This window comes from Metaprevotella massiliensis, from assembly GCF_900241015.1.
Window position 1 is genome coordinate 26549 of the sequence record NZ_LT965938.1, and the last position, 14285, is coordinate 40833.

Genomic DNA, 14285 nt, shown 5'->3' on the forward strand with positions numbered 1-14285 from the left:
ACCTTTATGGAAAGAATTTATAGTATGTCAAAGGTACAATTTATTCCCAATCTAAGCAAGGAAATCCTGCTTTTTCCTTCAAGAATCGACGAAGATATCGCCGATGACGCTCCGGTACGCATTATCGACCATGTGCTTGACAAGATTGATATCAGCAACATATTGAAACTTTATCATGTAAAAGGGCGTAATGCATTCTATCCCCGTATGATGCTCAAGGTGATCATCTACGCCTACATGAACAACATTTATTCTTGTCGCCGCATAGAGGAATTGCTAAAACGCGATATCCACTTTATTTGGCTTGCTGGCTACAACAAGCCTGACTTCATCACCATCAACCGATTCCGCAACCGTGTGAAAGACGAGATTTCAAACGTGTTCACACAGCTGGTTCTTCTGTTGGCAGAGAAAGGTTTCATCACACTTGACGTGGAGTATGTCGACGGCACGAAGATAGAGTCCAAGGCCAACAAGTACACCTTTGTCTGGCGCAAGAACGTGGAGCGCAACATAGACAAGCTCAAGCGTCAGCTTGCCGTGCTCCTGTCTCAGGTAGACGACGTTATAGCCCAGGACAATGCAAGCAAGACCGAGTCAACCGGGATAACCCCAGCTATGGTCTGCGAGATAACATCACGTCTAAACGAGGAGCTATCGAAAGAAGCGCCACAGACAAAAGAGGCAAAGAAAGCATTGCGTGAGAAAAAGAAGCAGATACAGGAGATAGAGAAAAAAGCGGCCTCTCTTGCAGATTATGAGCAGAAGCAGGAAACGCTCGGCACGCGAAACTCCTTCAGCAAGACGGAACCCGACGACACCTTCATGCGCATGAAGGAGGATGCGATGAACAATGGACAGACCAAACCTGGATACAATCTACAGATAGGCACCGAGAACCAGTTCATCCTCAACTACGCCTTGTTCCCCAATCCCACAGACACTCTGACATACATTCCATTCATGTACTCCTTTGCTGCACGCTATGGACATCTGACAAGCACTGAGGTAGCTGACTCCGGCTACGGCTCTGAGGAAAACTACCGCTTTATGGAGGAGAACGGTATCGAGGCCTACGTCAAATACAACATGTTCCACAAAGAGCAGCGTATGCACTATGCACCGGGTCCATTTCATCAGGACAGCTTCTTCTACAATGCCGGACAAGACTATTACGTATGTCCAATGGGGCAGCACATGGAACGCATTGGCACCAAACGCGACAAGACAGCGAATGGATACCAGACGGAAAGCGCAAGGTACAGAGCCCAAAACTGCGAAGGATGCCCGCTTAGAGGATCTTGTTTCAGGGCTAAAGGCAACAGAGTCATAGAAGTCAATCACCGCTTGAAGGAATACAAGCGCAAAGCATCAGAAAGGCTGACATCTGAGGTCGGAATAAAGCATCGAGGTCGCAGGTGCATCGAACCAGAGGCGGTCTTTGGACAGATTAAGGCTGACTACGGCTACAAACGATTCAGACATTTTGGAAAAGACAAGGTCGAAATGGACTTTGCCTTCTTTGCCATTGCCTTCAATCTGAAGAAAATGTGTGGAAAGTCGAAAAAGGCGGCATAATGGACCTGTGTTTACCATATTTTCAGTGTCGTGGAAAGTCTGGATGGCAATTTTAAGCCAATGGGACACCATATAACAAAAATCAATAAATAACTTTGTTTTTGCTTTCGCTAAACGATATACAGAAAGAGGGTGCGCCATAAATGACCATAGTCAATTATGACACACCCTCTAAATTTGTATCTTACCCAAAAGTTTAGCGGACAGTAATAAAAGACAATGAAGCGTTTGGAGAGCAGGTCAATATTCTTGTCCGAGTTCAGCAAGAAATCATATCGACCGCCACGATAGTATTGCTTCAATGTAGTTAAGAGGTTGTTGATGTTGAAGTCCGAGAGCGTTACCTTGATGTCACGCTTTTCCATATCCTTGCGGTACACGTCCCTCAGATACTCATAGAAGGTATTGAAGCAGGGAACGATGGTATGATCCGTCCTGATAAGTTCGATATAGGCATTGACGGCAGAACCGAGTTCGCCTGCTTCGGTCTTGGAGATATGTTCATCAGCACTTTTCCAAAGTGTAAGTAATAATGTGCAGATACTCTCCCTTTTCTCAACATCGAAGAAGTAATCATCCGTATAAAAAGGGTTGAAGGATATCGGATTTTCATTGGTATAGGTAAAATACACACCGTCCTCACCTTTGGTCTTGCGGTGGATAAGTTCACACAAGCCTTGATACGAGTTACCCGTATCAACCAAGAGGACGTGTGCCCCTTGCTCGTAATACTGGCGTACCATGTGGTTGGTGAAAAAAGACTTACCACTGCCCGAAGGACCTAAGATGAACTTGTTACGGTTGGTAATCACGCCACACTTCATTGGCAGGTCGGAGATATCGAGGTGGATGGGCTTACCCGAAAGTCGGTCAGCCATCTTGATACCAAAGAGAGAGAGCGAGTCCTTATAGTTCGTCTCTGCCGTGAAGAAACAGAGGGCAGGCTCGATGAAAGTATAGAATGACTCTTCTGCAGGAAAGTCTGCCGCATTGCCGGGAATACCCGCCCAGTAGAGCGTTGCCGCATCAATGGTATTGTGGCGAGGGTGGCACTCCATCAAGGCAAGTGCAGAGCCCACGTCATTCTTGATCTGGCGAAGTTCTTCCTTATCACTACTCCATGCCAGCACATTGAAGTGGGCACGAATGGAGGTCAGTCCCTGTGAGTGGGCAATATTGAGATACTCCTGTATCCATTCCTCGTTGATTTGGTTGCTACGGCTGTAGCGTGCCAGCGAGTGCATGTTTCTTGCCTGCTTCTCGAAGCGTTCCAAGTTGGCATCGCTATCCTCTATGAAGATATACTGGTTATAGATGTGGTTACACGGCAGCATCAAACCCACGGGAGCGGCGAAGGACAACCTGCAATCGGAGCGGTCAGTGGAAAGCCGTTCATATCGGCTGTCCGTGCTCACACTTGTGGGCAAATCATCTGTATCGCTTAATGTATGTAAGCAGAGCATATTGTCGCCCACACGCACAAGGTCTGCGCCCAGACGGATGTCCTCCAAAGACGCATGCCCTTCTTCAGATAGAGAGAAATACCTGTCGAGTAGTCCGCCCTTTTCATTTGTGCCAACTAACTCATCTTCAGTCATGCGGACAATCCTTAGCTGCTCGGTATCATTGATGATACGCTCGAACTGGTCAACGGCTTCCATAAACTTCATCACCTCATCTTTGTTGGTGATTTCCTTGGGCAGCAGGTGTCCACGGCAGAGTGAAGAGAAATTACTCTGCTGTGCCATACGCTGCTTGTTCGTCTTGGTAAGGAAGAGATAGACCGAGTGGTGGAGATACGGACGTTCGTTGAAGTGCCTTTCGGAGGAACGGGCAAGGAAGCTCAGTCCGCCATCGGAGAGATTTCCTTGATAGTCCTCCTTAATAAACCAGTCCTGCTTGTGTACGATGCTGTAATTGGGTAGCACCTTGATTGCCTTATGCCAGGCAGAGTGCATTGCCTCGTATTCTGTTGAGGTAACGGTAAAGAGTTCGGGTAATTCCAAACGGAAGGCGACCGTAATATCTGCGTCCTTGCTCACCATACACCCCTGCTCAACGGAGAGCAGCGGGAACTTCGACTCCAAGGTAGTTATCTTACTGTTGTTTCTCATTGCTTCTTTCTTTTGGGTTGAAGGTTACGGATAAGGTGAAAGACCGTCCGGCGGTTCAAGAGGTAGCGTGGGTGCATACGAACTGCTCCCTGCTTCATCAGCCCATACTGCCCGTACTTTCGGTTCATGGAGAACGTTTGCCACACCACGAGGGTGGCACCCACTACGCCTATGACCAGACAGGTTATCTGACTGATGCCACAGAGATAGAACACGACCACGAGGATGAAGACAGCCAGCAAGCCTCCTGTAAAGAGGAAGAGGTACTGCGCCTTCAAGCCCTTGAACTCCACCGTCCGACCTACACCTTTGTTGATTTCCCAACTCGCCATAGTGGTTACAGGAAGAAAGAACGTAGGATGGTGGCAGCCACGATGAGGAAGATGCACGCACCGAACCAAGAGGCTGCGGTCTTGCTCGTATCGGGGTCACCCGAACTGAACTTATTATAGACCTTGATTCCTCCGATCAAGCCCACCACGGCACCGATGGCATAGATAAGTTTCGTACCGGGATCGAAATAACTGGTCACCATCTTGGTGGCTTCATTGATACCCGCCATGCCGTTGCCCTGTGCGTACGCTCCTGTGGCAGTGGCGGCTATCAGGAGCAGCATTGTGATTTTCTTTTTGTTGTTCATTGTTCTTTTTATTTTAAGTTGTTAAACAAATTATTTTCTTTTTAGGGTGAAAGTGGCAAGGGGTAGCTCGGTTTTATCGTATGACAGATATTGGCAGATTGTTTTACTTTTGAGCCACCCCCGCATCACTTTACAATTTTATAATATGAATAAGAACATTAGTTTTACAGATAGTATGACAGTGGACGGTCGGCTTCTTCCGATGTATCGCTATTCTCTTGTGCAGAATCAAACTCGGGAGATATTGTTTCTTCGTTCGTCATTTCCGCTTCTTCCGCCTTACGAATAGCGGCAAGCAGCTTTTGATGGTCTTTCTCTTGCTTGAGCGTTGCCTCCTTGATATAGTCCATGAGCTGTGTGCCCCGTATGCTTTGCAACGTGTCCTGCACCTTGTCTTCATCTACCTTATCAAGTTCATCGTCATTCCTATGCCAGCCGTTTACACGATATAAATCTCTTGTAAGAATGGCGGAAGGTGAGACTTCGGGCATCTCCGCATCAGCGATTTGCAGTTCCTCACGGACAATTGCGTCTTCGTCAGTTTCGTCCATTGTGTAGTCAACCTGCATTTCATTGTCCTCTTCTGTACCTTCCACTTCTTTTTCTTTGGACACCTGTGAGCTTTTTTCTGCAAAGGTATCGGGATTATCGGCTGGATTTTCAGAGGAGGAAACAGCGGGAACTTCGGGGAATTTTTGAGAGTTTTCCGTATTCTCTTTTGTGATTTCGGCATAGCGTTCCCCGTATGATTTGCTTTTGCCGACAAGCATTTGCTGTGCCTGCTCAATTTGGTCTTGGGTAACAGAAGACACTCTCTGTTTTTGTTCCTGTTCATTTTTCTTTTCACATGCTTTCTCCAATTTGCGGCACGCCATGCGGAATTGTTGCCAGAGGAAGAGTATTCCAATGAACACCCATACCGCTATCAGAAACAGAAGTATGTTGAATAGTATCGTTTGCATAATGGTGATTTTTATATATCGTTGGTTCTTTGTTCAAAAATCTATTGCTACCTTTCGTCGATGCTTTGCTGTGGCATTATTGAGCAGTTCCTTGTGCTCCTTGAGGTGTTCACGCAGGATGTTGTCAATGTAGGATGCCATTGACACCCGTTCGCCCAAGTCCTGCAAGACGTTTTTTAGCACTTGGAGTGTTTCAGCACTCATGGTAAAATTGGTCCGCTCCCGAAGGCGGACTGACTGTAAATAGCGTGTGCGGTAGTCGTCTAAGGAAATCTGAGATGTTCCCACACATTTTTCATTTCCTCTCTCGTGGCTTTTATACAAAGTCTTATCCTGCTTATTTTCCGAGGTAGACACAACCTCCTTTACCAGATGCGGTTTTTCCTTTTGGTTGACACTGACCTCTGTTTTCATATCTTCTTCCTCATCAGGTGGGTCAAAAGCCAGCGTTTCCTTGGGAGGAGTCTTCATCACCCCTTCTTCAGCCATCTCCTTGAGCTTGGCTTCCAGTTTTTGCCGTTGTTCCTGTATGTTTGCCATAATGCTGTCTTATTTAATTTGAATATGGGTAAGTAATTCTTCTATCAGCTCATCAATACCAGTCCCTGTCCGTAAGGCTTTATTAGGAGGAAGGTAAGTGGAGCGGAATACCCCACGAAATCCGTATTGCTCCAATTCATGGCTGAAACGGTGGGTGGCATAGATGTTTTGGTTAAGCAGCGTATAATCTTCGTTCTTGATATACTTGCTGTAGTATTCAATGAGCGTGTTCTTAACCCTGCGGTCAACTTTGTTCCATAGAAGAATGACTTCCTTGATACGGGCACTTGACATGGACACGCCCAAATCGTTTACCGCCTTGATATAGGTGAGGCAGGCAACCATCGACTGCACGTCTGGCTCTAAGGGAGAAAGGATATAGTCCATATCCAGCGAGAGTTGCAGAAGGTCACTGGTACCCGCATGACCGGGAAAGTCAAAGATGACCAAATCGAATTTCTCTGATGGATGATTACTGATATACTCGCTTGCCGTTGCTATTGCCTCCTTAGGTGCAGCTTTGAGTATGCGGTAGGCTGTACGCTTCAAAGAAGAGAAATGTTGTCTCATCTGCTGAGAAAGCTGTGGATCACTTTCAATGCAAGCCTTTTCCCTTTCACGGAGTTTATAGAAAGAATCCTGAGACAAGTCACAGTCTACTGCAAAAAGGCGAATGCCTCTTTCGTAGTAAAGAATGCTGCTGACTATCTCCGCCAAAGTGCTTTTGCCAACACCTCCCTTTTGAGAGGAAAAGCCCAGAAATATGGGCGATGTTTGTATCTGTTCCATACTATAGATATTTTAATCGTTTGAACTATAATTCGAATGGTAGCTCGTTAAACTAATCGTCAGAACGAATTATTAATTCTTTTATCTGTCGAAATATCGAATTATCGATCGTTCGATTTGTCGATTTGTCGACATCTCGATAGTTCTATCTGACGATATATTGAACTATTGAAATAGAGTTCGTCATATCGTTCTTTTAATAGTTTTATCGAACGATATTCCGTTCGTTTTATCTGCAAAATAAAAGCTTTTTCGATAGATATTTCTATGTCATAGAAGTACAAGGATAAATAAGGGAAAAGAGTGAAAATGTTTGATAATGAGATATTTGAAAATCCACCGTAACTTTGCAGGCAGATAAAAAACATGGAGGTAAACTATCCGAAGCGGACACCCTTACAGGTGGATGCTTCTATTGCATCAACTCTTGATATTGGCAAGGTGTGTCTTTGTAACACAAACCGCAGTTTGTACCACAAAGACCCTTGCCCCGAAGGGGAAGAGAATTACTCCAAAGTCGTAATTAGAAAACAAAACGGATATGGATAAGAAAGAGGAACATCGTTCAGAACGAAAGGCGGCAGAAAAGCCACGATGGGACAACTGGCATGTACGCCTTCCCAACCCGAAAGACCAGCAGAGGGCGATTGATTTGTTTCAGCGTTCGGGTGCAGAAACCAAGTCGGACTTTGTGCGCGGTCGTATTCTTGGAGAGAGTTTCAAGGTGATTACGGTGGATAAATCCGCCGTGGAATACTACCGAAAACTCTCCGAACTGACGGCACAAATCCACAAGATTGGCGTGCTCTATAACCAGACCGTTCGTGCCATCAACACATATCACAGCGTGAAGACCGCACAGATTCTGCTTGAAAAATTAGAGCATTTATCGGCTCAAATTATCACCTTGCAGGAACAGTCTATCCGTCTGACCATAGACTACCGCAAGAAATGATAGCAAACATTTCTTCCACGGAGAACCTCGGAGGGGCACTCGGCTATAACTTCAAAAAGGTGGAGAAAGGGGAAGCGAGCATTCTCCTTGCCGCTGAGTTGTATCAGGACAGGGAGGGACGTTATACGATGGAGGAAGTGCTTGCCGACATGGAGGCTCTGATACCGAGGAAATGCCGAACGAAGAAAGCGGTATTCCATTGCTCCCTCAATCCGCATCCGGACGAGAAACTCTCCGATGAAACACTCACGCAGATAGCCAGGGAGTATATGGAAGCTCTCGGCTACGTCAAGCAACCCTATATCGTGTTCAAACATTGTGACATTGCCCGTGAGCATATACACATCGTGTCGCTTCGGGTGGACGGCGAGGGAAAGAAGATCAATGATATATTTGAAAAGCGAAGGAGCAAACAGATTACCGATGCCTTGGAAAGGAAATACAACCTGATTCCGAGTTCAAAGGTCAGTGATAAGGAGGAAGTAGGAATGCCCAAGGTGGACATAAGTAAGGGAAATATCAAGGAGCAGGTCGCAAGCGTTGTCCGCACGGTTCTGAAGCATTATCGCTTCTGTTCATTGGGCGAACTGAACGCCATTCTTTCCGCATACAATCTTGCCGTGGAAGAAGTGAAGACTGAGTTTCGGGGAAAGAAATACGACGGGCTTGTCTATGTCCCGACCGATGACAAGGGCAACAAGGCAGGCACACCCATCCATGCCTCAGACATCGGTCGTGGTGTGGGCTATACTGCCGTACAGAACAGGATGCAGAAATCGAAGCAAACCATCAAGCCATTAGTACCGACTATAAGAGGCATGGTGTTACAAACAATGCGTACCTTTCCCCAGACGGAGGAAGAACTTCGGCAACGATTGGAGGAACAGGGCTTGCGTGTGATAATCCGAAAGAACGAAAGCGGTCGGATCTATAGCATTACCTTTATTGACGATAAAGATGGCGTTGCGCTCAATGGCTCCCGATTGGGCAAGGGATATGCCGCCAATGTATTCAACGCCTATTTCTCCAATCCAACAAACAACCCATTCTTGGATGAAACGCTGTATGGCAGTCCGTCTGCCCGTTTGGAACAATCGCCGACCATTCAACCCTCGCAATCAGAGACGGAAGAAGGAGACAACCTTGTCGATGAACTTATAGAGGATATGGTGGGCGAGTCATTCGGAACGATGGGCAACGATGATTGGAAGGAAGCCGTATGGCAGCGTAAACTTCGCAGACAAAGTAAGGTAAATCTTAAACGCAGGAAGCGTTAAGAGTTTCATTCAAATAGTATTCAAACGACATTCTAACAACAATTAAATAGTATTATGGCACAGGAAGACGATTTAAGGGCATTGGGTAAAGTCATGGACTTTATGCGGGGAATATCAGTGATATTTCTCTTGATTAACTGTTATTGGTTCTGTTACGAGGCGTTTAACGAGTGGCACTTTACGCTCGGTATCATCAACAAGATACTGATGAATTTCCAGCGAACTACGGGATTGTTTTCATCCATCCTTTGGACGAAACTTTTTTGTGTGGTGTTCCTTGCCCTGTCCTGTTTAGGGACGAAAGGCGTGAAGGAAGAGAAAATCACGTGGCCAAAGATTTGGACGGTGCTTTTCTCCGGCTTCGTCTTTTTCTTTCTCAACTGGTGGCTGTTGGCATTGCCCATTGGCAAGATAGGGGCGGCTTCGCTCTATATATTTACGCTGTCCATTGGCTATATCTGCTTGCTGATGGGCGGCGTATGGATGAGTCGACTGCTCAAAAACAACCTGATGGACGATGTATTCAACACGGAGAATGAGAGTTTTATGCAGGAAACAAGGCTGATGGAGAATGAATACTCGGTCAATCTCCCTACACGTTTTTACTATAAGAAGAAGTGGAACAAGGGCTGGATCAATGTGGTCAATCCTTTCCGTGCCTCGATGGTGCTCGGTACACCCGGTTCGGGCAAGTCATACGCTATTGTGAACAACTATATCAAGCAGCAGATAGAAAAAGGCTTTGCCATGTATATTTATGACTATAAGTTTCCCGACCTTTCGGAAATAGCCTATAATCACCTGCTCCGTCATTTGAACGCTTACAAAGTAAAGCCACAGTTCTATGTAATCAACTTCGACGACCCACGCAAGTCGCACCGGTGCAACCCCATCAATCCTGCCTTTATGACGGATATATCGGATGCCTACGAGAGTGCCTACACCATCATGCTTAACCTCAACCGCTCGTGGATACAGAAGCAGGGAGATTTCTTCGTCGAGTCACCGATTATCTTGCTGGCTGCCATCATTTGGTTTCTGAAAATCTATGAAAACGGGAAGTATTGCACATTTCCACACGCTATTGAGTTTCTGAACCGCCCCTACGCACAGATTTTCCCCATACTCACCTCCTACGATGAACTTGCCAACTACCTTTCTCCCTTCATGGATGCGTGGGAAGGAGGGGCGCAAGACCAGTTGCAGGGACAGATTGCCAGTGCCAAGATACCGCTTTCAAGAATGATTTCTCCGGCTCTCTATTGGGTGATGACAGGTGATGATTTCTCGCTTGACATCAACAATCCCAACGAGCCGAAAGTACTTGTTGTGGGCAATAATCCCGACCGGCAGAATATCTATTCGGCAGCACTCGGACTTTACAATAGCCGTATCGTAAAGCTCATCAACAAGAAGAAGCAACTTAAAAGCTCGGTAATTATCGACGAGTTGCCAACGATTTACTTCCGTGGATTGGATAATCTCATAGCCACAGCACGAAGCAATAAAGTGGCAGTGTGCTTGGGTTTTCAGGACTTTTCGCAGCTTACCCGTGACTATGGCGACAAGGAGAGCAAGGTAATCCAGAATACGGTGGGTAATGTGTTCTCAGGGCAGGTGGTTGGAGAAACAGCCAAAACTCTTTCCGAGCGTTTCGGCAAGGTACTTCAGCAGCGACAATCTATGACCATCAACCGAAACGACAAATCCACCTCTATCTCCACACAGATGGACAGCCTTATCCCTGCATCGAAAATCAGTAACCTTACACAGGGTATGTTTGTGGGTGCAGTGTCCGACAACTTTGATGAACGTATCGACCAAAAGATTTTTCACGCGGAGATTGTTGTGGATAGTGCCAAGGTGTCGGCTGAAATGAAAGCATACCAGCCCATCCCTATGATAGTGGAATTCAAAAATGAAGATGGCTCAGACAATCTCAAAGAAACCATCGAAGCCAATTATCGTAAGATAAAGCAAGAAATACTCTCGCTGGTTGATTCAGAGATTCAAAGGATAAAGAACACCCCTGCCTTGTCCCATCTCATTCCAGACAAATAATACAAACACGGATTGGGTATTGTAGTTGCAGTGTGATGATTACGGAACATGGCTATACCCACAGATAAATCCTTATGATAGCTGTTAGCATTGATAAACTACGGCTGTAACAAATCGTTTTCCGGTTTAGCCGTTTTAGGTGAGTGAGAAGTGTAAGATTGTACAGCTCGATATGGTTGGTGGAATGAAAAACGGGTATGGAGTATTTCCTAACTGATAAGATAGCCATAGTTTTTCAATTTATCGGTATAAATAAATTCAGCTTTGAAGAGGAAAGGGCTTTTAAGTATTACCGACAAAGTACGATTGGTACTCTGCCTACATTGAAGGCAACTACATGATTTATTTCTCTATCGTACAGCGATAGACGGTTATTTGATTTTACTTGTTATCTGTAAAATCCTTTTAAGCAAAGTGGTAATTGAACTTTCCAATACTCGTGCCGTACTACGAATACTCCACTTTTCTTTGGTCAGTTGAATGATTTCAGAATCAGTGTCAGGAAGATAGGCTTTGTCGGCGTAACCGGTAATAAAACGTTTTTGGCAATGTTTGCATTAGTAGCACCGTTTGCCATTGCGTTTCTTCTCACTTTTGATCATTTCCATTGAACAGCAATGTGGACATATTAACATAGATATTGCCCTCTTTCATCGCTTTATTACAATGGAAGTTACTGGACATTTATAATTCGCCTTACAATCTTTTGAAGTATGCTTTCATTGCTTATTAATATAGATGCTGTACCAGTCATTCCACTGATAATTTTATACCTGCAATCCGTTATCCTTATCTGTGCCGTGAACACGCTGCCTGCTGCCGTTTGTCGGGGTGTATGCGATGTGGATGTTATGATACCATTGGCAGCTCCGTATGTTTCTGCATCGTAACCCTCAACTTCGATGTTTACCGTCATTCCTCTCGTTATCGTATTCACGTATTTATAGGGAATGTCTATTGTGCCTTGACGGGCATTTGTCATCTGTACCTTTGCACTGACGGTTTCGGGATAAGGTATAAAGTATGCGCCCACCAGCAGTCCCAATATTACAATGGTGATAATAGTGATGCCATAGCGTACAATACCTGAAGGAATCTCGCCAATGATGTGTTTTACCTTCTCGCTGCGGAGTTCTATCTTGTTGTCTGCCATAATCTTCCTTTCTGCTGTCAGTTACCCAATTCCAATTGATTCTTTACAAGGTTGTAATAAGCACCACGCTTCGCTGTAAGTGCTTCGTGGTTGCCTGTCTCTACTACCTTACCTTTATCTAACACCACTATCTGGTCGGCATTTTTTACTGTGCTTAGTCTATGCGCCACGATAACGACTGTCTTGCCTTTGTAGAACCCGTCCAAATGTTCCACAATCATGCGCTCATTGTTGGCATCGAGCGAGTTGGTGGCTTCGTCAAGGAAGATGTAATCGGGATTCTTATACACGGCTCTTGCTATCAGAATACGCTGTTTCTGTCCCTGACTCAACCCCACGCCATCGCGACCAATCTTTGTGTTGTATTTTAAGGGCAGCCCCATCACATAATCGTGAATACAGGCTATTTCTGCAGCTTTCTGCAACCGCTCCTTGTCTATCTCGCCATCATCTACGGCAATGTTCCTTGCTATGCTCTCGGAGAATATCACACCGTCCTGCATCACTACGCCACATTGTCTGCGCCACCACTTCTTATTGAGCTCATTTACATCAGTTCCTCCAATGGTGATTTTTCCGCCCAATACAGGGTAATAGCCCAGCATAAGCTTGATGAGTGTTGTCTTACCGCTGCCCGATGCGCCTACGATAGCTGTTACCTTGCCTTTGGGGATTGTGAGGCTTACATCATCAATGATAGTTTTCAGGGCGTGAGGGTCGTACTTGAAGTTTACGCTTTCAAGGTCAATTCCCTTATGTTCTTCTTTTACTGCCATTTCCAATCCTTGCTTTCCGTTCTCATCATCTATGCGGTGTATCTCATTGATACGCTCAAGGCTTATCTTCACGTCCTGCACTGAATAGAAGAAACTCATCAACTGCTCAACGGGGGAGTTGAGTTGTCCGATGATATACTGCACGGCAAGCATCATACCTAAAGTAAGCTGTCCGTGAATGACGGCTGTTGCAGCCACCACCGTGATGACAATGTTCTTGAGTTCGTTAATGAAGATGCTGCCTGCCTCCTGTGTCTGTTGGAGCTTCAGCGACTTCATCTGCACCCCGAAAAGGTCTGCCTGAACATCCTCCCATTCCCAGCGACGGCGTTGTTCACAATCTTGGAGCTTTATCTCCTGCATGGAGGTGATGAACTCGTAGGTCTTGTTGTTATTGATGGTTTGTTGCTCGAAGAGTTCATAGTCCAACATCTTTCTACGTCTGAGAAATAGCGCAAGCCAACCGCCATAGAGCAGACTGCCGAGCATGAAAATGGTAAAGATGAGCCAGTTATAAGACAGCAGTACAACGCTGAATACCACAAATGTAAAAAGCGAGAACACGATGCTGAGCGTTTGCTGTGTCAGAAACGAGTTTACACGGCTGTGGTCGCTCATACGCTGCATAAGGTCGCCCATCAGTTTGGTGTCGAAGAACGACATGGGCAGTTTTAAGAGTTTGATAAAGAAGTCGCTCACCAACGAAATGTTAATCCGCATTGATATGTGCAATAATAACCATCTGCGAATAAAATCCGTAGCCGTGCGCCCTATAACAATCAAAAACTCTCCTAATAATATAAGCCAAATGAAACCAATATTATTATTTTTAATTCCAATATCTACGATTGACTGTGTTAGAAATGGTAGGATTAGTTGCAAAACACATCCTAAAACTAAGCCAATGATTATTTGAGTAAAAAAATTACGGTATTGTTTAAAATATCCATATAGAAATCTAAAAGATCGAGGATGGAATCTCTTCTGTTGCTTTGAGGTTTTGAAATTATCATTCGGTTCAAGGAATAAAGCAATTCCTTTCTCTTCGTTATTAGAAGTTGTGGCTATCCAATGTGTTTTCACTTGATCAATAGTGCATTTCTGGATACCTTTACTTGGGTCAGCAATATAAAACTTATTCCTTTTAACCTTGTATAATACAACAAAATGATTCTGATTCCAATGAAGTATGCATGGAAGATTTTCATTACACAAAGACTCAATAGTTACTTTGCCAGGAATAGAATGAAAGCCTAGAGTGGTTGCGGCTTCACATAGTCCTTGTAAAGAAACACCTTCCGAAGATGCAAAACATATTTTGGAGAGTTCTTCGATTGAAATAAATCGACCAAAATAATTAGAAATCATAGCTAATGATGCTATACCGCATTGCATAGCATCACGTTGCATGATAATTTTCATCTTCTTCATTGTATGGAG

The 14285-nt window shown here is 45.0% G+C and carries 12 protein-coding genes and 1 pseudogene; 4 read left to right on the forward strand and 9 right to left on the reverse strand.

The window, feature by feature from the left end; translation table 11 throughout:
• Positions 1-24 precede the first annotated feature (24 nt).
• The gene (locus C1709_RS00405; RefSeq protein WP_102284997.1) at positions 25-1578 is read left to right on the forward strand and encodes an IS1182 family transposase; all 1554 of its coding nucleotides are present in this window, start codon (positions 25-27) and stop codon (positions 1576-1578) included.
• A gap of 212 nt (positions 1579-1790) precedes the next feature.
• Here C1709_RS00405 and C1709_RS00410 read toward each other — a convergent pair.
• The 6 genes and pseudogenes from C1709_RS00410 to C1709_RS00435 form a co-directional block, all read right to left on the reverse strand.
• A pseudogene (locus C1709_RS00410) lies at positions 1791-3692 on the reverse strand (TraG family conjugative transposon ATPase); the annotation flags it as partial.
• Positions 3689-4024: a DUF4133 domain-containing protein gene (locus tag C1709_RS00415; RefSeq protein WP_060940970.1), complete on the reverse strand. Its 336-nt coding sequence runs from the start codon at positions 4022-4024 to the stop codon at positions 3689-3691. The gene C1709_RS00415 and the pseudogene C1709_RS00410, both read right to left, overlap by 4 nt.
• Positions 4025-4029: 5 nt before the next feature.
• Positions 4030-4332 carry a DUF4134 domain-containing protein gene (locus C1709_RS00420; protein ID WP_004378854.1) on the reverse strand — a complete coding sequence of 101 codons (303 nt, stop codon included), beginning with the start codon at positions 4330-4332 and terminating at the stop codon, positions 4030-4032.
• Between the two features lie 164 nt (positions 4333-4496).
• Positions 4497-5294, reverse strand: a complete 798-nt coding sequence (locus C1709_RS00425) for a hypothetical protein (protein WP_102284998.1) — start codon at positions 5292-5294, stop codon at positions 4497-4499.
• Positions 5295-5327: 33 nt separating this feature from the next.
• On the reverse strand, positions 5328-5834 hold the full coding sequence (locus C1709_RS00430) for a DUF3408 domain-containing protein (RefSeq protein WP_102284999.1): 507 nt from the start codon (positions 5832-5834) through the stop codon (positions 5328-5330).
• A gap of 9 nt (positions 5835-5843) precedes the next feature.
• Positions 5844-6623 carry a ParA family protein gene (locus tag C1709_RS00435; RefSeq protein ID WP_007173349.1) on the reverse strand — a complete coding sequence of 260 codons (780 nt, stop codon included), beginning with the start codon at positions 6621-6623 and terminating at the stop codon, positions 5844-5846.
• 541 nt (positions 6624-7164) lie between these two features.
• Here C1709_RS00435 and C1709_RS00440 point away from each other — a divergent pair.
• From C1709_RS00440 to mobC, 3 genes are read left to right on the forward strand one after another with little or no spacing between them, the layout of a single operon-like run.
• Positions 7165-7578: a plasmid mobilization protein gene (locus C1709_RS00440; RefSeq protein ID WP_102285000.1), complete on the forward strand. Its 414-nt coding sequence runs from the start codon at positions 7165-7167 to the stop codon at positions 7576-7578.
• Positions 7575-8855 carry a conjugal transfer protein MobB gene (mobB, locus tag C1709_RS00445; RefSeq protein ID WP_102285001.1) on the forward strand — a complete coding sequence of 427 codons (1281 nt, stop codon included), beginning with the start codon at positions 7575-7577 and terminating at the stop codon, positions 8853-8855. Before C1709_RS00440 ends, mobB begins: the two co-directional genes overlap by 4 nt.
• A 54-nt stretch (positions 8856-8909) precedes the next feature.
• Positions 8910-10916, forward strand: coding sequence for a conjugal transfer protein MobC (gene mobC, locus C1709_RS00450; protein ID WP_102285002.1), 2007 nt, complete (start codon positions 8910-8912; stop codon positions 10914-10916).
• Between the two features lie 52 nt (positions 10917-10968).
• On the opposite strand, the gene C1709_RS01085 is transcribed toward mobC, so the two are convergent.
• The 3 genes from C1709_RS01085 to C1709_RS00465 all read right to left on the reverse strand — a co-directional run bounded on the left by C1709_RS01085 (position 10969) and on the right by C1709_RS00465 (position 14276).
• Positions 10969-11145, reverse strand: coding sequence for an IS1 family transposase (locus C1709_RS01085; protein ID WP_080547849.1), 177 nt, complete (start codon positions 11143-11145; stop codon positions 10969-10971).
• A gap of 444 nt (positions 11146-11589) precedes the next feature.
• Complete coding sequence (locus tag C1709_RS00460; RefSeq protein WP_004336026.1) at positions 11590-12069, reverse strand: hypothetical protein; 480 nt, start codon at positions 12067-12069, stop codon at positions 11590-11592.
• Between the two features lie 17 nt (positions 12070-12086).
• On the reverse strand, positions 12087-14276 hold the full coding sequence (locus C1709_RS00465) for a peptidase domain-containing ABC transporter (protein ID WP_004336027.1): 2190 nt from the start codon (positions 14274-14276) through the stop codon (positions 12087-12089).
• Between the last annotated feature and the right edge of the window lie 9 nt (positions 14277-14285).